This is a genomic window from Paenibacillus sp. (assembly GCF_035645195.1).
Lineage (GTDB): Bacteria > Bacillota > Bacilli > Paenibacillales > YIM-B00363 > Paenibacillus_AE.
On record NZ_DASQNA010000015.1, the window covers coordinates 49,348 to 71,062 of the forward strand.

Sequence of the window (21,715 nt, forward strand, 5' to 3'; positions counted from 1 at the left end):
CGGTTATCCTCCCATCTCGCCGGTTTCGTAAAAAATGCAGCTGGCCGCGACGAGTCCGGCCGTCTCGGTGCGCAAAATGCGCCGGCCGAGGCCGACGCCAACGCAGCCGCGACGCTCGGCTTCTTCCGCTTCCTCCGCGGTAAAGCCCCCTTCGGGGCCGACGATGACGAGCACGGGGCCGCCGCCTTCGACGAGCCGCGCGCCGCGCAGCGCCTCTTTCAGACCGCGTCCGTCCTCTTTCTCGTAGCAAAACAGCGCGAGCTGCGCCCGCTCCGCGACCGCGAGCAGCTCGCTCCACTTCAGCGCGTCGCGCACGTCGGGCACTTTGCTCCGATGCGCCTGCTCCGCGGCTTCTTTGGCGATTTTGCGCCACCGCTCGAGCCGCTTCGCTTCCTTCTTCGCGTCGTACTGCACGATGGTGCGCGCGGAGACGAACGGCAGGAAGGCGCTCGCCCCGATCTCCGTCCCCTTCTGGATGACGGTTTCGAGCTTGTCGCCTTTCGGCAAGCTTTGCGCGATCCAGACGTCGACGCGCGGCTCGCCCGCCATCGGCCGCTCCTCCACGAGCCTTAGCAGCACGCGATCTTTATTCAGTTCGACGACTTCGGCGAGGCATTCGCGGTTCGTTCCGTTGCTGACGATCGCCTGATCGCCGGGCTCCGCGCGCATGACCCGCATCAAATGATGCGCGTCGTCCCCGCGCACGATCGCCTGATCCTCGAACATATCTTCCGGGGTTACGAAATATCGCTGCATAACAAGCCCTTCACTCCAGTTTACATCGTTTCCGCGGCGATTTCCATTCCCGCCGCGGCGCCAAAGTTACCCTACGCGAGAATCGTCTGCCAATCGACGACGTTCCCGAACCAGGACGCCATCAGGCCGAGCAGCCAGAACAGCATCCTGACGACCTGAGACAAAATCGGCCCGATCGTTACGTTATAGATCGGCGTAATGAAGACGATGAGCAGGAAAATGTATACGCCCCACGCTTCGTATTTCATCATCTGCAGCCTGAGCGGCCGCGGCGCCAAATCTTCGACGATGCGGTACCCGTCGAGCGGCGGCAGCGGGATCAGGTTAAAAATAAACAGCAGCAAATTGATCTGTACGAGATAAAAGAATATAAGTCCGACTGCTTTGTACGCGCCGAGCGACGCGTCGTTCAACGCGCCCGTCGCGAACAGCGCGTAGGCGGCTGCCGCCGTGACGAACGCCACGAGCAAATTGCTGAGCGGGCCGACCGCGGAGACGACGATGCTCATCAGCCGCGGGTTTTTGAAATTCGACCGGTTGACCGGCACGGGCCGCGCCCAGCCGAAGCCGAGCAGCAGGATGAACACAAACCCGAGCAGGCTGATGTGCGGCATCGGATTGAGCGTCACGCGGCCGAGCTTATACGCCGTCGGATCGCCGAACTTGTACGCGGAGTACGCGTGCGCGAACTCGTGCGCCGTGAAAGCGACGATGATCGCGAGAATTTGGAACGGCAAATGCTCGAAGTTGAAGGGGAGGAATTCCATCCGTTACCCCCGCTTCCTGGCGACGAGCGCCACCCAGCCGTTCTCTTCGCTGCGCGATTCCATCGCGAAGCCGGCGCGAAGGAGCGCGTCGGTCACGTCGGCTTCCTTGCTCGTGATGATGCCCGAAGCGACGTAATAGCCGTCAGGCTGAAGCGCCTGATACACGTCGTCCACGAACGTCACGATAATTTCCGCGAGAATGTTGGCGACGACGACCTGCACCGGCAGCTTCACGCCCGTCGGTTCGTCCGCCTTCAGCGCGCCCAGCAAATCGCTCAGCTGCACCTCGATCTGGTCGCTCAGGCCGTTCAGCTTCGCGTTCTCCTTCGCGCTCGATACCGCGACCGGATCGAGGTCGAGCGCGAGCACCCGCTCCGCGCCGAGGCGAACCGCCGTGACGGCGAGAATGCCCGAGCCGGTGCCGACGTCGATGACGTGATCGCCCGGCTTGACGACGCCCTCGAGCGTCCGCATGCACAGCGCCGTCGTCGCGTGCGTGCCGGTGCCGAACGCCATGCCCGGGTCGAGCTCGATCACCGTCTCGTGGGCTTTAGGCTCGTACGTTTCCCACGTCGGCTTAATGACGAGCCGCTCCGACACGTGCGTCGGCTTGAAGTACTGCTTCCACGACTCCGCCCACGCGTCTTCCTCGATCGATGCGAGCGTAATGTCGCCTCGGCCCGGGTCGAGCCCGAAGCCAGGCAGGTCGCGCAGCAGCGCTCGCAGCCCGTCTTGAATGACGTCCATGTCGGTATCCTCGGAGAAATACGCCTTCATCAGCGCGTCGCCCTCCGGGATGTCGTTGAGCGGCTTCTCGTACCACTGCCCGAGCGATGTGTCGCGCTCGCGGTCGAGCGAGCCCGACTCCTCGATGGAGACGCCGCCGGCGCCCTGCGCATGCAGCCAATCCGCGATCGCCTCGCTCGCCTCCTCCGTCGTATATATCGTTAATTCATGCCATATCATATCGTGTCCTTCACCGCTTTCCTGCGCCGTCTCGCAGCGCATGTATCTGACTCATTTTACCGAAAACCGAACGGAATTACAAAAATGAGACGAAAAAAGGCCCGCTAGCCGCGAGCCCCATCCTTAGTTTTGAAACTTTGGCTTCATTCCACGATTTCGATTTTGACGCCCTGCGTCTGCCCCGGATACGACGTGAGCATAATGCCGGCGAACCACGCCTTCGCCTTCTGTCCGACCGCGAACGCGCCGTCGCCCGTCCGGAAGACGACCTCCGCGTCCTCCGCCAATGTGACCCATACGGCTTCGGGCAGTTCATCCGGGCCGAGCAACCGTCCGCGATCCACGATCAACACCCGATCTCCCCGCTCGCCGATCGCTTCGATGACGCCCTCGATATCCGGCTGCTTCGGGATGACGTACTGGCTCAGCCGGATCGGGAACACGCTTCCAGCCTTCTCGTACAGCGCGAAGGCCAGCGCGTCCCGTTGCTCGGGCGTCAGGAGCGTCTTATGGTCTCCATATTTTCGAAAATCGAGCTGGAGCCATCCGCCCTCGCCCCCTCCGCTCAACATGACGATGCGATGTTCGTCCTGAATCCGCCGGTAGTCCGCCAGCATTCGCTCCTGAATCGCGCCCAGCGCTTCCGAATTGAAGCTTCGTCCGCAGGCGGTGTCGAGCGCGCCGCCTTCCGCCCACACGCCGCGCCCCCGGCTTTCCGCGAGCCGCTCGCGGTCGCACAGCCACTCTCCCCATGCGATGTCGGGCTCGAACGGCAGCGCATAGCCGTAGCCTTCCGCCAGCAGGGAAGCATTGACCATCGTTCCGTCTTCCTTATAAACATAGACGCGCTGCCCGTCCTGCTCGGCATGCCTTCCATCCGTCGGTTCGATCCACACGCGCTCGCCGAGCAGCGCCGCCTCAAGGTACGCCGCGGCCGCATCGGCGATCTCCCCCGGGGGAACCGCGACGCCGGCCAGCCGGATGGTTTCGGCGGTCGGCCGATCCTCGCCGAGCGGTTCGACCGCAAGCGCCGCCGGGCCCGCGACGCCGACGACCTTCCCCGGCCGCCTCGGTCCCGTCGTCACCGTCGCGGCGCCGCCGTCCGCTTCCCAGCCGACCAAGCCGCCGAAGGCGCTCGCCGCGGCACGCAGCGGAACGTACACGGTCCCGCCGATCCGTTCGACGCTGCCGCGCAGGTCCTCCCGCCTTCCGTCCGCGGTCGTCAACCTCTCGGAACCGAGGTGCAGCGTCGCCCGCTCGCCGCTCCGGACGACGGAGATGTCGCCCGTGTTCTCGTCCCAGGCGACATCGGCTCCGATCCGTTCGAAGAATGACCGGAACGGAACATACGTCACCCCCGTTTCCCGGACCTGAGGCTTCGGGTACATGACCCGCTCCCCGTCGATGTAAACGGGAGAGCCTGCGTTCGCCGCGGCGGAAGAAGCGAAGGCGGCGCTGACGATAAGAGAAAGTAGGACGAGGGACCGCACGATCCTTCCCACCGGATTTACCTCCCTTCAATGGAATCGTTTACCACCATGCCTTTGCATAAAAGACGCTTCGCGATGCAGATTCGTTGCGCCTTTGCGAAAAAAACGCCGACAGTCCCGCTGTCGGCGTCGTACTTACTTCGGCTTTACGAGCACGCGAAGCTCGGCCGTCGCGTCCCCGACCGTCGCCGTGACCAGCGCCGCCCCCGGCTTCAGCGCCGTCAAGACGCCGTCCGGCGTCACCTCGGCCGTCCGCTCCTGCTTCACTTCGAACGTCACGCCTTCCGCAATCGCTCTGCTGCTGCCGTCCTCGTAATGACCCGTCACCGCAAGCTGAACCGTTTCCCCCTCCGTCAGCTCCGTCTTCCCTTCGATCGTGATGCGCGTCAACGCCGGCGCCGGCACGACGTCGACGACGGCGGACGCTTCGGCGCCCCCGTAAGAAACCTTGATCTCGGCCGTGCCGACCGCATGCGCCGCGATGACGCCGGCGGCGTCGACCGACGCGATGTCCGGCCGGCTGGACGCGAACGACGCGCCGGACTCGATCACGGAAGAGCTGTCATCCGAGTAGAATGCTGTCACGACGACTTGCGCCCGGTCGCCCGTCCACATCGTCGCCGGCGCGTCGAGCTCGAGCCGTTCGACGGCCGCGTCGCCCGTCACGCTGACCGTACGCGACGTCAGCTTCCCGCCGTAAGATACCGTAATCGTCGCCGCGCCTTTCCCTTTCGCCGTCACGGTGCCGTCCGGGGCGACGAGCGCCACCGACGGCCGAGAGCTCGCGAACGACGCGCCCGCCGCGATCGCCGCCTTCGAGCCGTCGCTGTATACGCCGGCAACCGCGATTTTCCCGCTCTGCCCGACCGCAAGCGTCGACGGGCCGCTCGCCTCGAGGCTTTCCAAGGTAAGCACGGTGCCGTTCACCTTCACAAGCTCCATGCCGGCATAATAGCTGTTCAAAATTTGCTCGTAGCTCCAGCCTTGTCCGCCGAGCATCGATGCGCCGTATTGGCTCATCCCGACGCCGTGGCCGTTGCCGCCGCCGTAGAACGTAATTTGGGTCGGCGCGCCGGACGCGTCGCGATCGATCTCGAACGCGGCGAACGCCGAGTTCAGAATCGACGGGTTTTTCAATTGGAACGCCGCATCGTATTGGCCCAGACCGCCTTTCGCCCGGTGGAGGATGACGTCGGCGCCGCGCGTGTACGTTCTGGACGGTCGAATCGTGAACCGAATGTTATACTCTTTCAAAATTTTATAAGTGCCTGTCGTTCCCTCGACGACCAATTCCATCATATTGCCGCCTGCGCCGCGTTTCGTTACGTACATGTCTTTCAGCGTGCCGATCCCCTCCGCCGGAATCGGGCGGCTCGCGAAGCTGCCGTCGGGCATCTTCGTCAGCACGAAGTTCGGATCGGCCTGCTGCCTTCCCGCCAAATTGGCGTTGATCGTATGTTCCAACTCCGTCCTGCTAAGGCTTACCATCCATCTGAAATAATACGACTCGGAATCGTATCCGGTAAGCGACAGATCCTTGTAGAACGCAAGAAGCGCCTGCTCGTCCTGCGTATCGATCTCGAGCAAGTTCCCCGGATGATTCGGATCGTACGTATAGCTGCGCGCCGTCAAATACGGAATCGGCACGCCCGGGAACGCGTTCGTCCCGATGTCCGACCACACCTCGTGCTTCGAGGCGCCGTAGCCGCCGGACGTCGAATAAAACCGGGCGTCGACAAGCTCGCCGCCGCTCATCATGACAGTGCCCGACGTATCGTTCACGGCTTGCGTCGTGAGCGGATGCTCTAGGCTGTTGTTGTACACTTGGCTGAGCGTGCTGTCGTCGATATGGAAGCCCCGGTCGGCGAATCGGTTGCTCCGGTAATCGCTAAGCGCGTACGTCCTCGCCGCCACCGCCTGCGCGCGCAGCGCCTCGAGGCCGAACGACGCCGGCATTTCGCTCGGCACGACCTGGTACAAATATTGCTCCATATTCACTTCGTTGATCAGCTTCAGCGCCGTTAAGTTCGGAGACGTCAGCGAAATCTCGAACACGCCGCGGTACCACGGATTGCCGTATGCCCGCGTGAAGCTTTTGGCCTGCATTTTCCCGCCGGGCGCGGCCGGCTCCGCGTACAACCGGTTCGGCGTCCGCAGCGCTTCCGTTCCGTCTACGAGCACCGCGATTTGCTGTTCGGCGGGCAGGAACGACACGAGCTTGCCGGCCGGCACGTCCAGCGCGGCTCCCGCCTTTTTGTCGGTTATGCGGATACCGGCGTCGGAAGTCACATCGATCCGTTGATGGTCGAACTGCGTGTAATCCGCAATGTTCGCGATGCTTTTCCGGATGCCGACCCGCATTGCGTCGACCGGCGTTTCGCCGTCGAGGACGATCTTGTACACTTGGCCGGCGCTGTTGAACAGGAACGAAGCGTTCCGCGCGCCGACCATGACGTCGCTGAGCGATTTCGTCACCGTTAGGCCGCCGAGTTGCTGCTCGACCGCGTAGAACGGCGTAAGGGTGACGAAGCCGCGGTCCTCCAGCTCCAGCGTGCGGAGCGCGGCGTTCTTGGACAGCGGCCGATCGGGCACGGGCGCCGCCGAGGACGCCTCGACCTGCAGCGTGAATTCCCCGCTCTCGGTCCCGTACCAAGCGCGGATGACCGCCGTGCCGGGATGGCGCCCTTCGACGAGACCGTCCGCGGTGATCCTGGCCACCTGCTCGTTCGAGCTTTCGTAGACGACTCCTTCCGGCTGCTCCTGGGGGACGCCGTCCACGGTAATTAGAAGCTCGGTCTGCGCCGTTTCGCCGACCGGCACATGCGACGGTCCCGACAACGTCACCTGAACGCCGTATACGTCCGAGCTTACTGTGTAATCGCTTCCAATGTTTTGTTCGAAAGCGGACCGGCTTTCGCCCTGCGCCGGCTGCGCCGTTTCGTCCGCCATGGCGGCGGCGAAAGGGGAACCTGCCAAAATGAGTGCTAGAATGCATGAAACCCATGTGCGAAACATCGCTGCCCGAACCGAATATGGACCCGTCAACCGCATTCACTCCCCTAGCGTTGGTTGTCGGACAAGGCTGCTCGATTGCCTATCCGCAGCAGAAATAATTGTCAATTCCCTCCTCTCGTCCCTATCATAGGTTAAAATTTTGTTTTAGTAAATACAATTCGTCATGAAATTTTACTTCGCGGACATTGCGTCCAAAACGATAAGCGCCGCCCTTGCGCAGCTTGATGCTGCAGGCGGCGCCTCAGAATATTCCCGCTTCCCGTTGCTCTATCGTTCCGGCCGGCTTCCGCTCGAAAACTTGCCGATCATTATGAACGAAAAACGGGGAACGAAACCGGTGCGGAGTAAAATCGAAAACAGGCGCAATGCGCGCCGCAGTTGATTCACTCACCTACAGCCGATTCACCGGGATGCGCGTATGATGCTACGGGAGGTGGTCCTTGTGGCTCGACACAGGCACGGACAGATGCAAATGCAGACGCCGCCATCGGCGTTATGCAGAGCGTTCGCTAGATTGCTGCGCGCGACGCCCTCGGTCATCAACGGGGTATGCACCGCCACGAATTCGCGGACGAACATTATCCCGAAAGTTTTGGGAAGGAAAGCGGCTTCCTTCATGTTTGTGCCGCAAGCGTACTCGTTCGAAAACGTGGACAGAAACGGCAGAGCGCTGTGTTTGGGGGAAACAGTCATCCTTCAGTCCGAGCTCCAGCCGTACATGTCCCGCCTGCGGAAGCACGGCATTAAAATTACGACGACGCACAATCACTGGCAATTCGAATCCCCTCGACTGATGTACATTCATTTCGAATCGATCGATAGACCCTTGGATTTCGCCAGGAAAGTCCGCGACGCGAACCGCGTTCTAACGGCCCGCACCGTTCGGGGATAATTTCCGCACGAAAGGAGGCTACGCCATGGCTGCCAACTTCGAACAAACGTGCCGGCGCTTTTCCGCCGTGCTCGGCGGCATGCATACGGCCGAGAACGGCGTCTGCACCGTCATGAAGTCCCGCTCGAACATCAAGCCGATCGTTCTGGGCAGACGCGCGAAATCGTTCCTGCTCATTCCGCAAATGTTCGCGTTCGAATCCATGACGAGAGACGGAAAAGCGCTGTGCAGCGGGGAGACGGTCGTGCTCTCCTCCGAGGTCAACCCGCTCATCAAGCGGCTCCGCAAGCACGGCATCATCGTAACGGCCGTGCACAACCACTGGCTGTTCGACCGGCCGCGGCTCCTGTACATGCACTGGGAAGCTGTCGACGACCCGGTCGCGTTCGCCCGGAAAACGAAAGACGCCTTGAGCGTATTGACGACACGGGTCGTGCGCCCGGTCGCGGCTCGGCGGTAATCGCAGCAAAAACAAAAAACGCTCGGCGCGCAGGTTCCTTCCCTCGGAACGCTGCCGTCGAGCGTTTTTTACGCCGAACGAGCTGTTACGCGGCCCGTCTTCTCCGCACCGCGCTCCGCTTCCTGGCGTCGTTCCATAGGAGCCGAGCCGCCGGGGCCAGCGACGCCGCGAAGCAGGCGAAGGCGAGCAGCGACGGCAGCGACCAGGACAGCACCGGTTCGCCGAGCGCCGTCTGCCACCCGACGGCGGCGAGTCCTGCCGCATATGACGCGCCGGCGAAGTGAATCAGGCCGCGCCTCTCCCTTGCGCGCGCCTTCCGCTCCGCAAGCCAAGCGGCGAACGGCAGCGCCTGCAGCGCATGGAAGCCCAGCCCATGCAGCCACAGCAGGCTGCCGGATTCCCCGACGGCGCTGCCGCCATTCAAGGCGATCCCGATCCCGGCCGCGAAGGACAGCATGACCGCGGCCATCGCATACCGGATCGCGAGTACCATGTCGGGCCGAATCGCCGCGGCCCGCTTCCGGAAGTATTGCGCCGCAAGCGCCGCGTACGCCAGCACGAGCAGCAGCGCGACGATGCCGAAGCCGATGCCGAGAAACGTATCGAACGCCGCGCCGCCCTCCGGGAAGCGCGGATTGACGCCGCGGAAATGCTGCGCCGTCTCCGCGAAATACGAATACATGGCCAGGATCAAGTAGCTCCGCCGAAACAGCCGCTTCCCCCGATCGCTCAGCCCGGAGAGCGGCAGGATCGCCGCCGTCGACAATAAGAACACCCCTAGCGCGGCGTTGAAGGAGAACGCCTTCCACACGTCTCCGTCCGGGGCGACCCCGCCTCCGAATGCAAGCGCCCACGCCCCGCAAACGCCCGCCAACAGAAAGCCCAGCAAGCCGGCCAGCGTCAGCGCCCCTTCTCCCCGAAACAACGCGGCTGCGTCGTTCCCCTGCCCCGTTCTTGCCTGCATCGACATCCAACGTCATCCTCCCGTAAGTTCACGTATAACTCTACTGTACCGGGAGGAAGCCGCAGCGGCTTCCGGCGCAAGGCAGAGCGCATGCCGCTGCGATAGGTCGGGGAATTACCAGACTTTGGTCTTGCCGGTCTCGTTCATTCGGATCGGCAGCGGCGAAAGACGGAGGCCGAGCGCTGCGATCGACAGAGCGATCCAACCGAGCGCGAACGGCAGCTTCATGACGCCGAGAAAGACGTCCCACGCGGGCGAACCGTCGGAGTGCAGGGCGAACACGAACGTTTCGGCAGCGAACGTCGCGATCGCGAGCAGACCGGTCGCGGCGACGGCGATGCGCAGCGCGGCCGGCTGTTCGCGCCAGGCGGCGCCGCAGACGATCATGCTTACGCCGAAGACGAGCCACGACACCCAAAACATCAGGTAGCCGAGCGTCACCGGCAGCGACCTCCAGTCGACAAGCGTATTCACGACATGATACTGCAGCACTTGAGAGACCAGCTGCGCCGCCAATGCGCCTGCCGCCGCATAGTACCCTCGTCTCGCGGACGGGCGAGAGAAGCGCGCCGCCGGACGCAGCGCGAGCAGCAGCACTAGAAAGCAGATGCAGTGAAATACATTCCAACGAGAATATGTCAAATTGTCGATGCCAAGCCACAGCCGCTCCTGATTGTAACCTAGACTGCCGTGCGTCATCGCCCACGCCATGCCGAGGAATGCGTATGCGGCGCCGCCGGCGATGCCTGACGCGGCCGCGATTACGCGTAACGAAATAGTATTCATCGGACGCTGCCTTCCTTTCGAAGAGGTTTGCACCGATTGTATCGAAGGAATGCGAAAGTTTTGCCGAGTTCGTGCGAAGCCGCCGCGAAGATTTGCAGAAACTAAGTGCATCAGATCACAAATTATCTTCAATTTGAGAAATATATCGATTTGCATTACACTAGTGGTATTGAAAGGGGAGCTGTCAATTATGGCCGAACAAGCATCAGCGCCAACGATGGAAATCGGAATCAGCACGTTTTTGGAAACGACGCCGAACCCGGCGACGGGCGAGGTGATCAGCCACGCCGAGCGGCTGCGCAACGCGGTCGAGGAAATCGTCCTCGCCGACCAAGTCGGGCTCGACGTTTACGGAATCGGGGAGCATCACCGGGCCGATTATGCCGCCAGCGCCCCCGCCGTCATTCTCGCGGCCGCCGCGCCGCTCACGAAGCGCATCCGCCTCACGAGCGCCGTAACCGTCCTGTCCTCGGACGATCCGGTGCGCGTGTTTCAGCAATTCGCGACGGTCGACGGCCTGTCGAACGGCCGCGCCGAAATTATGGCGGGCCGCGGCTCGTTCATCGAATCGTTCCCGCTGTTCGGCTACGACCTTGAGGACTACGATACGCTGTTCGACGAGAAGCTCGAGCTGCTGCTCGCGCTGCGGGAATCGGAGAAGGTGACGTGGCGCGGCGGCGCGCATCGCCCCGCTATCGAGGGCCGCGGCGTGTACCCGCGTCCCGTGCAGCAGCCGCTGCCGGTATGGATCGCGAGCGGCGGGAACCCGGAATCCGTCGTGCGCGCCGGAATGCTCGGCCTGCCGCTCGCCCTTGCGATTATCGGGGGCATGCCGGAGCAGTTCGCGCCGCTCGTCGCCCTGTACAAGGAAGCCGCGTCCCGCGCCGGGCACGACCCGTCGAAGCTGGAAATCGCGACGCATTCGCACGGCTTCGTCGGCGACACGACCGAGCAGGCGGCGGAATTGTTCTTCCCTCCGACGCAGGCCCAGATGAACGTCATCGGCCGCGAACGCGGTTGGGGCCATTACAGCCGCGCCGCCTTCGACGCCGCTCGAACGCTTCGGGGCGCGCTGTACGTCGGCGATCCCGAATTCGTCGCCGAGAAAATTTTGCTCCTGCGCAAAAACTTGGGCGTGACCCGCTTCTTCCTGCATATTAATGTAGGCACGATGCCGCACCGCGACGTCCTGCACGCGATCGAGCTGCTTGGCACCCGCGTCGCGCCGATCGTCCGAGCGGAGCTCGCGAAGCAAGAAGCGAACGGCTGACACAACGGCTCCCGCGTCCCCCAAGCAACGCCAGTCGCTGTTCTGCAAAGCAGAGCAGCGGCTTTTTTTTCGAGCGCCCCTTCGCAGGAACCCCTTCCTTGCCGCCTTATCCCCCTTCCCTCGCAATTCCGACTTCTGTCATTCGCCGCATCCGCCCGCATATACATGAAGTGGCGTTTATTTTTCTTTATCGAAGGAGGTTCGCCGTGAAAGACTGTGCCAACCCCCGCTGCCGCTGCGGCGATTGTTCGTGCGGCGAAGGCTGCCGCTGCGATCACCGAGCATACCCGTACCCGACGCCATATCCCGTGCCGTACATCCCTTATTACCGGGACGTCCCGTCCCCGTCGGCCGTCGGCCGATTCGGCGCTCCCCCGCCCGCGTTCGGCGCTCTGCCCTACGCTATCACGCCGTAAGGAGGTATCGGATGCAACCTACTCCGTTCTCGCACAACGCGTTCTGGTCGCAGCTGCTGAACAGCCGCCTCGTTCCCGACCGGGAATCGCTGCTCGCCGCCGTCGAGGAAATGAAAGTGTGGACCGTACTGATGGCGGAGCACGCCAAATTCATTCGGCTCGGGCTCGACCCGAATCCGAACCAGGAAGAACTGTTCCGCATGGCGGACCAGTTCGCGATCGAGCTGGATCGACTGTACAGCCGCACCATTATCGCCCCGAACGCGCCGGACGAAACGCTGTATATTCTTCGGGAAGAGACGATCGTTCTCGTCAATAAGCTGATTCAATTCAAGAAGGAGCTGTTCCAAGCGCTGGAGTCCTGCCAAGGGCTCGCCATCTTGCCCGCGATATTGGTCGATCATGTCCGCCGGGAGGCGGATCGGTTCGTCGGCACGCTCGAACGCTCCAAACACGATCAGCAAACGAGAAGCAGGGACACGCTCGGCCTTAGCGGCGGCGGCCAGCTCGCGCAAACCGTTCCGCGCCAGCTGTACCATCGCCTTCCGCCGCAGCAGCTGTTTACCGTCGCCGTCGAGGAGACGATGTTCTTCTCCAGAATCCACTCCGAGCACGCCGAGCATTTATCCATGAGCTTCCGTCCCGAAGTGCAGGAATCGCACCGCCAAACCGCCATCCGGTTTCACCACGACTATAACAACTTGTTGATGCAAGCCGCGGAGGTCGAGCAGTCCGGCACCCAGCTCCGGCAGTTGATCGATGAGGAGCGGAAGCTGTCGCACGCCTTCCGCGACTATTTGGGTCAGCTGCTGGATGAAATATCGACATGCCGCATCCCGACCGGGCAGACGAACTTCCCGCCGCTTCTCGCCGATCATATGCGGAGGGAAGTCATTTATTTTATCGATATTTTGGATCGGTTCCGGTTCTCGTAAAACGCTTCGTGCCGGGGATAGCGGCCGCCGCTTTCCCCGGGGTTGTTTCCTATTCGACGATAGCCATATCCAATCATCCCCATTATAATGATCTTATTTTCCAGTCGTTAGCGGAGGGGATGAAATGGAACTTAAGCAATTGGAATATTTCATGGCCGTTTGCCAAGAGCTTCACTTTACGAGAGCCGCGGAAAAAATGGGGATCGCCCAGCCTTCGCTCAGCCAGCAAATACGGTTACTGGAACACGAGCTCGGCACGCCGCTGTTCGACCGCGTCGGCAAGAAAATCGTCATGACCGACGCCGGACGAGCCCTGCGGCACCACTGCTACAACGTGTTCCATGAATTGGCCCAAGCCAAAGCCGCCATCGGCGAACTTCAAGGCCTGCAGCGAGGCTCCTTGAAAATCGGCGCTCTGCTGACCGTAGTCAACTCCCTGCTCCCCCCGGCCGTGGCCGCGTTCCATCGGCGTTACCCGAACATCGAGCTGTCCGTGCTCGGGCTGCGCACCGGGGACATCCGTGACGGGCTGCTGCGGAACGAACTGGATCTCGGCGTCGTGTACTTGCCGGCGGACGACGAACACTTGGAAACGATCCCGCTGTATACGGAGCGGCTCGCGTTCGTGTTCGCGAAAGAGCACCCGATCGCGAGGGATCCCCTGGTCTCTTCGCTAGAAATGTTACACCGGTATCCTAGCATCCTGCTGCCTTCCTCCTATTCTTTGCGCCAACGGATCGACCGCCAATGCCAAGCGATGGGATTCGCGCCGAAGCCCGTCATGGAAATGACGACGATGGAATCCATCCTCGCCATGGTGAGCCAAGGGGTGGGCGTGACCGTCCTGCCGAAAACCTATGCGGATCGCGTCAATGCTCCGAACGTCGTCTCGGTTGCGATCGAGAAGCCCGCGCTGCCGATCCAAGTCGGAATCGCCTACCGCAAGAACAAGCATTTGTGCGCGGCCAGCCGAGCGTTTATGGAACAGCTGCTTACGGCGAAGGATCGCATACGAACGGGATAACGATTGATTATAATGGACCGTTCAATCTGGCCGCCGCGTCCTCCGATTCCCCTTGCAGACGCTTCTGGAACGTACGCCTCCAATTGTCCGACAATGCTTCGACCTCGAGAATGTTCCGGATCAGATCGACATTGGACCGATCCCGATGCATCGCGGCGTTGGCGGCCGCGACGGTAATGCCTAACGGATGCCTTCGCCGCAAAAGGAGGACGTCCCCGCTCCGTACGTACCCCTCGCGGAGAACGCGGAAATAGTACCCCGTGTAACCGGTTTGTTGAACGCGCATCGGCAAATCGGGCACGCCGTATCGGACAGCCAGCTTATAGCACGGTTGGCGCGGCTGACTGAGCTGAATGACCGCGCCCCCCGCCTCGTACACATCCCCGATGCAGACATCGCCCTCCATTACGCCCGCCAACGTCAAATTTTCCCCGAATGCGCCGAACCGAAGCGGAGCGCCCAATTCCTTTTCCCAATACGCGTAATGTTCGTAAGGATAGGCGCAGACGGCTTTGTCTTTGCCTCCGTGGTGAACCGGATCGGCCTGCCGGTCGCCTTCGAAGTTCAAGCAGGTCAAGAACGCGCCGTCTTTCGCGGGAACCTTCTGTATTCCCGAGATCACTTCTTTGTTTCTATACGTCATCGCGGCCGGCTGTCCCACGTTTAAGGACAAGATGCGAGCTTCTGTCATGTTCGACGCCCCTTTCGGTAAAAAGATAAGAAGGCGCGGATCCGCGCCTTCCTCTTGTCAACCTTGTTTGACGTCGTCCAAGCTGGCGCCGTAATTGATGTGATACGGCGTCCCGTCGACGACGAGCGCCGGAACGGATTTGACGCCGGCAAGCTCGGCCTCCGCGATCCGGGACCGGTCTTGACCCAGATGCACGACCTCCGTCGTCACCTTGGCCGGGTCCAAGAAGGATAGAAACCGCTGCTCCGCATCGACGCATACCGGACAACCCGCATGATAGAAAACTGCTTTCATCGTTTTTCCTCTCTCCTTATCGATGGTTGGATGTTCCTTGCAACTCTAAATTAGAATTTTTCTAAGCATAGATCAATTACATTGTTGTTATCGTTTGCATAGGAAATTCCTATGAACCGCCTGCCAAAAGCAAAAACGCCGAGACCACGGCTCGGCGTTCGAATGGAGAGAATGCATTTATTTATACAGCAAGTTGGTTTTCGCCAGCAAATCGTCCAGCAGGCGCAGCGCCTGCTTCAGCCCCTCCTCCTTGCCGAGGAGGAACTGCCCCTTCGCCGCATTGTCCGTCGGCTCCCGGGCGATCGCCTCCGCCTCTTGGGCGATGAGCGAACGCAGCACATGGAGCTGCAGCTGACCGAGCCCCCGTTCCGCGGCCAGCTCGTGGTCGCGCAAGCGGCGCCGCTCCAGCTGCATCTCCACCATCTCGTCGATGTCCGACTCGAGGAACCGCGCGGCCGAACGCAGCAGCTCGGCATACGCCTCCGTTCGGTTCTCCGTCATCCGCAGCGTATGCCCCGCATGGCGGATCAGGAAGCGGCACAGCCATTCGTTATGGTTCGCCCGGCGGTTGTGCAGCAGCGAATATTCGCCCTCGAAATGCCCCTCTTTCTCGACGAAGGCGCCGAGATCCGTATATTCGTGACAATCGGCGCAATACATCGCGTATTCGCGCAACGTCCATCACCCCGCCGTTCGGAACTCGGCTCCGCCCCTCGGTGGGGCGGCGGCAAGGCAAGATCCGCCTTACATATCCATGTCGTCCGCGGACGGCGTCTTCGATTTCTTCGGCTCCGGCTTGTCGCTGACGATGCACTCCGTCGTCAGGAACATCGCTGCCACCGACGCCGCGTTCTGGAGCGCCGAGCGCGTCACCTTCGCCGGATCGACGATGCCGCTTTCCACCATGTTTACCCATTCGCCGGTCGCCGCGTTATATCCGACGCCGACCGGTTCGTTCTTGATGCGTTCGACGACGACGGAGCCGTCGACGCCCGCGTTCGACGCGATTGCGCGAATCGGCGCCTCCAAAGCGCGCAGCACGATTTGGACGCCGGTCGCTTCGTCCGGATCGCTCGCCGTAACCGCGGCGACCGCCTTGCTCGCGTTCACGAGCGCCACGCCGCCGCCGGAGACGATGCCCTCCGCTACGGCCGCGCGCGTCGCGTTCAGCGCGTCTTCGATGCGCAGCTTCTTCTCCTTCAGCTCCGTCTCGGTCGCGGCGCCGACTTTGATGACGGCGACGCCGCCGGACAGCTTCGCGAGGCGCTCCTGCAGCTTCTCGCGATCGAAGTCGGACGTCGTCTCTTCGATTTGCTTGCGGATTTGCTGCACGCGCGCGTCGATGTCGGCTTTGCTGCCGGCGCCGTCGACGATCGTCGTCGCGTCCTTCGAGACGCGCACCTGCCGCGCCGTGCCGAGCTGCGACAGCTCCGCGCTTTTCAGCTCGAGGCCGAGCTCCTGCGTAATCGTCGTGCCGCCCGTCAGCGTCGCGATATCTTGCAGCATCGCCTTCCGGCGGTCTCCGAAGCCCGGCGCCTTGACCGCGACGCAGGTGAACGTGCCGCGCAGCTTGTTGACGACGAGCGTCGCGAGCGCTTCGCCTTCGACGTCCTCGGCGATGAGCAGCAGCGGCTTGCCGGCTTTCATCACTTGCTCGAGCACCGGCAGCAGCTCCTGAACGTTCGACACCTTCTTATCCGTAATGAGGATGTACGGATTGTCGAGCACCGCTTCCATCTTGTCAGAATCGGTCACCATGTACGGCGAGATGTAACCGCGGTCGAACTGCATCCCTTCGACGGTTTCGAGCTCGGTCGTGAAGCCCTTCGACTCCTCGACGGTAATGACGCCGTCTTTGCCGACTTTGTCCATCGCTTCGGCGATCATCCGGCCGACTTCCTCGTCCGCCGCGGAAATCGACGCGACCTGCGCGATTTCTTCCTTCGTCTCGACCGCTTTGCTGATGGTGCGGATTTCTTCAACAGCTGCGCGCACCGCCTTCTCGATGCCGCGCCGGACAGTCATCGGATTCGCGCCGGAGGTGACGTTCTTCAGCCCCTCGCGAATCATCGCCTGCGCCAGCACCGTCGCGGTCGTCGTACCGTCGCCGGCGACATCGTTCGTCTTCGTGGCGACTTCCTTCACGAGCTTCGCGCCCATATTCTCGAACGGATCCTCCAGCTCGATCTCCTTGGCGATCGTGACGCCGTCGTTCGTGATGAGCGGAGAGCCGTATTTTTTCTCCAACACGACGTTCCGCCCCTTCGGCCCGAGCGTCACCTTCACCGCGTTCGCCAGCGCGTCTACGCCGCGAAGCATTTTATGACGGGATTGCTCGCTGAACAACATTTGCTTAGCCATTTACGACCAACTCCTTTTCCTTCGAAGGTTCCAGAATGCCTAAAATGTCGCTCTCCCGCATAATGAGGAGCTCCTTCTCGGCGTATTTGACCTCGGTGCCCGCATATTTGCTGTACAGCACCAAGTCGCCGACGTTCACGTCGAGCGGAATCGTGCTGCCGTTCTCGACGCGCCCTTTGCCGACGGCGAGCACATACCCTTTCATCGGCTTTTCTTTCGCCTTCTCCGGAAGAACGATGCCGCTTTCGGTCCGATCCTCCTGTTTCAGGGGTTCAATTACGACACGGTCGCCCAAAGGCTTCAACATCGGTCATGCCCTCCTAAACAAGGTGAATTTTCAAAGTTTGTTAGCAAACGCCTATGTAGAGTGCTAACAACTATTACTATACAAATTTCTTTCCCGCTTTCAATCTCCGAAAATGACGAAAAATATCGCGCTGCAAGGCGATTTTCGCAAATATCTTATGCTTCTGGCTTTTTGCGACGAATCGTTTCGGATTTCTCGCCGATCTGCGTTCGCCCAGATCCGGAAGGTTTCTCTTTGAAAATGGTACGATATTCCAGCTGCTGGGGCCCATTTTAAAGAATAGAGGACAATCGACGGAATCCTTCCTATTCCCGCGGTCATAAGGTATATCAGTCTTCTAACGGAGGTGGTTCTTATGAAATGGTTCAAAGGTCTTATGACTCGCCTTTGGAAAGACGATTCCGGCCAAGGCATGGTCGAGTACGGCCTCATTCTGGCCCTCGTTGCCGTCGTTGTCATCGGCCTGCTGATGACGATGGGCGACGAGCTGAATCGCTTCTTCCAATATATCGTCACGAAAATGGGAGAAATCACGACGCCTACAACATAACTAATTGCATGCAATCGCGAGGGAGGGAGGGCCATGCCCTCCCTTTCTTCCAAAAAAAGCTAGGAGGAGAGACGGCGATGCTTACCGTCGTTACGATCGTGTTTTCAGCCCTCGTGTTCTATTTGGACCTGAAGTATCAAGTGATTCCGAATAAGCTTACGCTGCCCGCCATCGCCGCCGGTTGGCTCCTATCTTGGCTGCACGGGGCGCTCGCGCCGAGTTTGATCGGCTCCTTGATCGGCTTCTTTATTTTGCTGCTCCCGTTCGTCATGGGCTGGATCGGCGGAGGCGACCTGAAGATGCTCGCGGCGCTCGGCGCCCTGATGGGGCCGTCGTCCTTCATCTCGGCGTTCTTCCTCGGCATCCTGATCGCCGGCGCGCTGTCGCTGCTGGTGCTTGTCAAAAACCGGGCGTTGCTTCACATGGTTAAATACATGTTGAAGCTGCCCGAGGGCGATCGGTATCGTCCGATCTCGCAAGCGATTCCGTTCGGCTCGTGCATGAGTCTTGCCGTCTTTACTCTCATTCTAATGGGTTTGGTGGTATGATCCGATGACCTATCGCAATTTGCATATCGTGATCGCTCTCGTCTTCGCCGCGCTGACCGCTTACGCGGGCTTCGCGCTCGTGTCGGCGCCGGAGCGTCCCGAAGCGGCCGCCGTCGAGGTGCCCGTCGCCTCGCGCGCGCTCGAGGCGATGGCGTCGGTGACGGAGCAAGACGTGTTCTGGATTCGGGTCCCGGAAGGCGCGCTGGACGGCGTCACGTTCCTCGGCGAACGGCAGGACATCGTCGGCAAAACCGTCATCCATCCGATTCCGGCCGGAAGCTTGTTCACCGCCGCGGACCTGCTCGACGACGCGACCGTCAATCCGTTCCACCTGCCGGAGGGGTACCGCGCCGTCACGGTGGAAAATACGCCGATCATCGGCCTCGGCGGCCATTTGAAGACAGGCATGTTCGTCGACATCGTCTGGATTCGCGGAGACGGCGAATCGACGACCGCGCAGCTCGCGTTCCAGAACATTAAGGTGCTCGCCGTCGGCGCGCCCGGCGCGGTGCAGCTCGAGCCGACCGAAGCCGCGAAAACCGTTACGCTCATGATGACCGCGGAGGACGCCGTCGCGTTCGCCTTGCGGGCGCAGACGGGGACGCTCGCGTTCGCCGTGCGGCCGTCGCCGACCGAAGCGCCGATCGATCTCGATTCGCTGGATGTGAGCGATTTACTTCAGCCGTAAAGGAGGGATAATCCTTGCATAAGATGAGGGTGTTTCATTTGAACGCCTCGGATGCGTCGCATGAGCTGCTCGAGGAGATGCTTCGCGGGGAGCCGAACATTCACGTGCTCGGACATTCGCCGTCCGTCGCGGGCGGCTTCGAGGAGATGAAGCGCTACTTTCCCGACGTCGTCATTCTCGACGAGAGCGCCTGCTCGGGCCCCGCCGCCGATGACGTTCAAAAGCTGCTCACCCACTCTCCTTACTTGGCCGTGCTCGTGACCACCAGCGAAGATACGTCCGCGAAACGGAGGCAGCTGATGAACGCCGGCGCCCGAGACGTGCTGTCGAAGCCGTACCCGGCCGAAGAGCTCGTCGAATCGCTGCGCAGCGTGTACGATTACATCCGCCCGCTGCGCGACCATTACGCCGGCCATTCGACGCGGCTCCTGATCCGCGCGCCGAAGATGATCACGGTATTCGGCACGAAGGGCGGCATCGGCAAATCGACGCTGTCGTCCATGCTGGCGGCCGGCCTCTCGTACCGGTTCCGGGAGGATACCGCGCTCGTCGATCTCGATCTGCAGTTCGGCGACATTTCCGTCATGATGGACATCGTGCCGCAAGCGACGCTCACGCACGCCGTCGAAAACATCGAGAAGCTGACGGGCCGCGAGCTCCGGCAGCTGATGACGAAGCATCCGCTGCAGCTGTATATTCTCCCTTCCCCGCAAAACCCGGAGGAGGCGGATTTCATCAGCGAACCGGCGCTGATCAAAGTGTTCTCGCTGCTCAAGGAGCAGTTCGATTACGTCGTCGTCGATTGCCCGCCGGGGTTCACCGAATCGTCCGTCGTCGCGCTGGAACGAAGCGACGTCATATTGTTCGTCACTTCGCCCGAGCTCATCTCGCTGCGCAACACGAAGACGGGACTGAAGACGATGTACGATCTCGGCATCGACGAAAGCAAAATCAAAATCGTCGTCAACCGGCATTCGTCGAAAAGCCATTTTACGAAGGGCATGATCGAAGACATCTTGGGGGTTCCGGTCTACAAATTTCTGTCGAACGACTACCCGCACGTGCTCAAGTCGATCAATCAGGGCCGGCCCGAGTTCATTTACGACAGCAAATCGTCGTTAGGGAAAGATCTCGGCGCCATGATCGAAGGGCTCCGGTCCTATTACACGCTCGATGCCGGACGCAAGCCGCAGCGATCGTGGTGGCCATGGTCGAAACGTAATTCGTAAGGGGGTACGCGGCCGTGTCGCTCTACAAAAAGCTGAAACAAAACAAACAAACCGCCGGCGAAACGAACGAACAGCAAGAAATGATCATCCTGATGCAGCGCATCCGATCGAAGCTGCTGCTGCGCACTCAACGGATCACGGACGAAACGGAGCATCCTGCGCTGCGTCAGGAGGTCGCCAATTATTTGGAGACGCTGCTCGCCGAAGAGCAAAAATTTTTGCCGAAGGAAGAAAAGGATACGCTCATCACCCAAGTCGTACAGGACATCACCGGTCTCGGCCCGATTCAGCCGCTGCTCGAAGACGATACGATCAGCGAAATCATGGTGAACGGGCCGAAGCAGGTGTACGTCGAACGGTTCGGGAAGCTGGAGCTAAGCCAGCACCACTTCTTGCACGACCAACAGGTGCTGCACGTGATCGAACGCATCATCGCGCCGCTCGGCCGCCGCGTCGACGAGAGCACCCCGATGGTCGACGCCCGGCTTCCGGACGGGTCCCGGATCAACGCCGTCATCCCCCCGCTCGCGCTGAACGGGCCGACGCTGACGATCCGAAAGTTCCGCAAGGATAAGCTCGGCATCCAGGAGCTTATTCAATTCGGGGCGCTCAGCAAGGAGATGGCGGCGTTCCTCGAGCAGGCGGTCGTGAGCCGCATGAACATCCTTGTCGCCGGCGGCACCGGCAGCGGCAAAACGACGCTGCTCAACATCTTAAGCGCGTTCATCCCCGAGAACGAACGCATCATTACGATCGAGGACGCGGCCGAGCTGAAGCTGCGCCAGCCGCACGTCATTTCGCTGGAGACGCGCCCGTCGAACGTGGAAGGCAAAGGCGAAGTGACGATTCGCGATCTGCTGCGCAACTCGCTGCGGATGCGGCCGGACCGGATCGTCATCGGGGAGGTGCGCGGCGGCGAGGCGCTCGACATGCTGCAAGCGATGAACACGGGTCACGACGGTTCGCTGTCCACCATTCACGCCAACGCCCCTCGCGACGTGCTGTCCCGTCTCGAGACGCTGATGCTGATGTCCGGTTACGACTTGCCGCTCAAGGCGATTCGCGAGCAAATCGCTTCCGCGGTCGACCTGATCGTCCTGCAGAAACGATTCCGCGACGGCAGCCGGAAGATCACGCACATTACGCATGTCGAAGGAATCGAAAACAACACCGTGGTGCTTCAAGACGTGTTCGTCTTCGAGGAAGTGCCGGCCTACGGCTCAACCGCGGTCAAAGGCAAGTTCGTGCAAACGGGGTCCGTCAGCTTCAAAGATCACTGAACGTTAAGGAAAGGAGGAGAACTTGG

General features: G+C 61.2%; 21 protein-coding genes and 1 pseudogene. 10 read left to right on the forward strand and 12 right to left on the reverse strand.

Features of this window, described 5'->3' with window-relative positions; all coding sequences use genetic code 11:
* Positions 1-3: 3 nt before the first annotated feature.
* The 5 genes from VE009_RS07335 to VE009_RS07355 all read right to left on the reverse strand — a co-directional run bounded on the left by VE009_RS07335 (position 4) and on the right by VE009_RS07355 (position 6,994).
* Entirely contained in the window at positions 4-756 is a 753-nt protein-coding gene (locus tag VE009_RS07335; protein ID WP_325006735.1) for an RsmE family RNA methyltransferase, read from the reverse strand.
* 71 nt (positions 757-827) lie between these two features.
* Positions 828-1,523 (reverse strand): site-2 protease family protein, encoded by a 696-nt coding sequence (locus VE009_RS07340; RefSeq protein ID WP_325006736.1) that lies wholly within the window; start codon positions 1,521-1,523, stop codon positions 828-830.
* A 3-nt stretch (positions 1,524-1,526) separates the two neighbouring features.
* The gene (gene prmA / locus VE009_RS07345) at positions 1,527-2,489 is read right to left on the reverse strand and encodes a 50S ribosomal protein L11 methyltransferase (protein ID WP_325006737.1); all 963 of its coding nucleotides are present in this window, start codon (positions 2,487-2,489) and stop codon (positions 1,527-1,529) included.
* 143 nt (positions 2,490-2,632) lie between these two features.
* Positions 2,633-3,991 (reverse strand): stalk domain-containing protein, encoded by a 1,359-nt coding sequence (locus tag VE009_RS07350; RefSeq protein WP_325006738.1) that lies wholly within the window; start codon positions 3,989-3,991, stop codon positions 2,633-2,635.
* A gap of 123 nt (positions 3,992-4,114) precedes the next feature.
* Positions 4,115-6,994, reverse strand: coding sequence for a SpoIID/LytB domain-containing protein (locus tag VE009_RS07355; RefSeq protein WP_325006739.1), 2,880 nt, complete (start codon positions 6,992-6,994; stop codon positions 4,115-4,117).
* Positions 6,995-7,460: 466 nt separating this feature from the next.
* On the opposite strand from VE009_RS07355, the pseudogene VE009_RS27205 reads away from it, so the two are divergent.
* Positions 7,461-8,346 (forward strand): annotated as a pseudogene (locus VE009_RS27205) (DUF1259 domain-containing protein).
* Positions 8,347-8,431: 85 nt separating this feature from the next.
* Here VE009_RS27205 and VE009_RS07370 read toward each other — a convergent pair.
* Positions 8,432-9,316, reverse strand: coding sequence for a hypothetical protein (locus VE009_RS07370; protein WP_325006742.1), 885 nt, complete (start codon positions 9,314-9,316; stop codon positions 8,432-8,434).
* A 108-nt stretch (positions 9,317-9,424) separates the two neighbouring features.
* The gene (locus VE009_RS07375) at positions 9,425-10,096 is read right to left on the reverse strand and encodes a hypothetical protein (RefSeq protein WP_325006743.1); all 672 of its coding nucleotides are present in this window, start codon (positions 10,094-10,096) and stop codon (positions 9,425-9,427) included.
* 217 nt (positions 10,097-10,313) lie between these two features.
* Between VE009_RS07375 and VE009_RS07380 the strand changes: the two genes are divergently transcribed.
* The 4 genes from VE009_RS07380 to VE009_RS07395 all read left to right on the forward strand — a co-directional run bounded on the left by VE009_RS07380 (position 10,314) and on the right by VE009_RS07395 (position 13,741).
* Entirely contained in the window at positions 10,314-11,366 is a 1,053-nt protein-coding gene (locus tag VE009_RS07380; protein WP_325006765.1) for an LLM class flavin-dependent oxidoreductase, read from the forward strand.
* Between the two features lie 206 nt (positions 11,367-11,572).
* On the forward strand, positions 11,573-11,782 hold the full coding sequence (locus tag VE009_RS07385) for a hypothetical protein (protein WP_325006744.1): 210 nt from the start codon (positions 11,573-11,575) through the stop codon (positions 11,780-11,782).
* A gap of 11 nt (positions 11,783-11,793) precedes the next feature.
* On the forward strand, positions 11,794-12,717 hold the full coding sequence (locus tag VE009_RS07390; RefSeq protein WP_325006745.1) for a DUF2935 domain-containing protein: 924 nt from the start codon (positions 11,794-11,796) through the stop codon (positions 12,715-12,717).
* Positions 12,718-12,841: 124 nt separating this feature from the next.
* Positions 12,842-13,741 carry a LysR substrate-binding domain-containing protein gene (locus tag VE009_RS07395; protein WP_325006746.1) on the forward strand — a complete coding sequence of 300 codons (900 nt, stop codon included), beginning with the start codon at positions 12,842-12,844 and terminating at the stop codon, positions 13,739-13,741.
* 7 nt (positions 13,742-13,748) lie between these two features.
* Here the strand turns inward: VE009_RS07395 and VE009_RS07400 are convergent, their stop codons facing one another.
* From VE009_RS07400 to groES, 5 genes are all read right to left on the reverse strand, one after another.
* Positions 13,749-14,432, reverse strand: coding sequence for an MOSC domain-containing protein (locus tag VE009_RS07400; protein ID WP_325006747.1), 684 nt, complete (start codon positions 14,430-14,432; stop codon positions 13,749-13,751).
* Between the two features lie 57 nt (positions 14,433-14,489).
* Positions 14,490-14,726, reverse strand: a complete 237-nt coding sequence (locus VE009_RS07405) for a glutaredoxin family protein (RefSeq protein WP_325006748.1) — start codon at positions 14,724-14,726, stop codon at positions 14,490-14,492.
* A 177-nt stretch (positions 14,727-14,903) separates the two neighbouring features.
* Positions 14,904-15,401, reverse strand: a complete 498-nt coding sequence (locus tag VE009_RS07410; protein ID WP_325006749.1) for a hypothetical protein — start codon at positions 15,399-15,401, stop codon at positions 14,904-14,906.
* 69 nt (positions 15,402-15,470) lie between these two features.
* Positions 15,471-17,087: a chaperonin GroEL gene (gene groL / locus VE009_RS07415; RefSeq protein ID WP_325006750.1), complete on the reverse strand. Its 1,617-nt coding sequence runs from the start codon at positions 17,085-17,087 to the stop codon at positions 15,471-15,473.
* Positions 17,080-17,394, reverse strand: coding sequence for a co-chaperone GroES (gene groES / locus VE009_RS07420; RefSeq protein ID WP_325006751.1), 315 nt, complete (start codon positions 17,392-17,394; stop codon positions 17,080-17,082). The genes groL and groES overlap by 8 nt, the downstream gene beginning before the upstream one ends.
* A 355-nt stretch (positions 17,395-17,749) precedes the next feature.
* Here groES and VE009_RS07425 point away from each other — a divergent pair, with 355 nt between their 5' ends.
* From VE009_RS07425 to VE009_RS07445, 5 genes are all read left to right on the forward strand, one after another.
* Positions 17,750-17,944: a Flp family type IVb pilin gene (locus tag VE009_RS07425; protein ID WP_325006752.1), complete on the forward strand. Its 195-nt coding sequence runs from the start codon at positions 17,750-17,752 to the stop codon at positions 17,942-17,944.
* A 77-nt stretch (positions 17,945-18,021) separates the two neighbouring features.
* Positions 18,022-18,492: an A24 family peptidase gene (locus VE009_RS07430; protein WP_325006753.1), complete on the forward strand. Its 471-nt coding sequence runs from the start codon at positions 18,022-18,024 to the stop codon at positions 18,490-18,492.
* Positions 18,493-18,496: 4 nt separating this feature from the next.
* Positions 18,497-19,180 (forward strand): Flp pilus assembly protein CpaB, encoded by a 684-nt coding sequence (cpaB, locus tag VE009_RS07435; protein ID WP_325006754.1) that lies wholly within the window; start codon positions 18,497-18,499, stop codon positions 19,178-19,180.
* A 23-nt stretch (positions 19,181-19,203) separates the two neighbouring features.
* Complete coding sequence (locus VE009_RS07440) at positions 19,204-20,409, forward strand: AAA family ATPase (protein ID WP_325006766.1); 1,206 nt, start codon at positions 19,204-19,206, stop codon at positions 20,407-20,409.
* Positions 20,410-20,423: 14 nt separating this feature from the next.
* Positions 20,424-21,689 (forward strand): CpaF family protein, encoded by a 1,266-nt coding sequence (locus tag VE009_RS07445; RefSeq protein ID WP_325006755.1) that lies wholly within the window; start codon positions 20,424-20,426, stop codon positions 21,687-21,689.
* The last annotated feature ends 26 nt before the right edge of the window (positions 21,690-21,715 follow it).

Coding starts and splice junctions, on each gene's coding strand:
- groES (WP_325006751.1), bottom strand. CDS start 17,394: ATGTTGAAGCCTTTGGGCGACCGTGTCGTAATTGAACCCCTGAAACAG.
- VE009_RS07400 (WP_325006747.1), bottom strand. CDS start 14,432: ATGACAGAAGCTCGCATCTTGTCCTTAAACGTGGGACAGCCGGCCGCG.
- VE009_RS07390 (WP_325006745.1), top strand. CDS start 11,794: ATGCAACCTACTCCGTTCTCGCACAACGCGTTCTGGTCGCAGCTGCTG.
- VE009_RS07355 (WP_325006739.1), bottom strand. CDS start 6,994: ATGTTTCGCACATGGGTTTCATGCATTCTAGCACTCATTTTGGCAGGT.
- VE009_RS07335 (WP_325006735.1), bottom strand. CDS start 756: ATGCAGCGATATTTCGTAACCCCGGAAGATATGTTCGAGGATCAGGCG.
- VE009_RS07425 (WP_325006752.1), top strand. CDS start 17,750: ATGAAATGGTTCAAAGGTCTTATGACTCGCCTTTGGAAAGACGATTCC.
- VE009_RS07440 (WP_325006766.1), top strand. CDS start 19,204: ATGAGGGTGTTTCATTTGAACGCCTCGGATGCGTCGCATGAGCTGCTC.
- cpaB (WP_325006754.1), top strand. CDS start 18,497: ATGACCTATCGCAATTTGCATATCGTGATCGCTCTCGTCTTCGCCGCG.
- prmA (WP_325006737.1), bottom strand. CDS start 2,489: ATGATATGGCATGAATTAACGATATATACGACGGAGGAGGCGAGCGAG.
- VE009_RS07430 (WP_325006753.1), top strand. CDS start 18,022: ATGCTTACCGTCGTTACGATCGTGTTTTCAGCCCTCGTGTTCTATTTG.
- VE009_RS07340 (WP_325006736.1), bottom strand. CDS start 1,523: ATGGAATTCCTCCCCTTCAACTTCGAGCATTTGCCGTTCCAAATTCTC.
- VE009_RS07375 (WP_325006743.1), bottom strand. CDS start 10,096: ATGAATACTATTTCGTTACGCGTAATCGCGGCCGCGTCAGGCATCGCC.
- VE009_RS07370 (WP_325006742.1), bottom strand. CDS start 9,316: ATGTCGATGCAGGCAAGAACGGGGCAGGGGAACGACGCAGCCGCGTTG.
- VE009_RS07405 (WP_325006748.1), bottom strand. CDS start 14,726: ATGAAAGCAGTTTTCTATCATGCGGGTTGTCCGGTATGCGTCGATGCG.
- VE009_RS07395 (WP_325006746.1), top strand. CDS start 12,842: ATGGAACTTAAGCAATTGGAATATTTCATGGCCGTTTGCCAAGAGCTT.
- VE009_RS07380 (WP_325006765.1), top strand. CDS start 10,314: ATGGAAATCGGAATCAGCACGTTTTTGGAAACGACGCCGAACCCGGCG.
- groL (WP_325006750.1), bottom strand. CDS start 17,087: ATGGCTAAGCAAATGTTGTTCAGCGAGCAATCCCGTCATAAAATGCTT.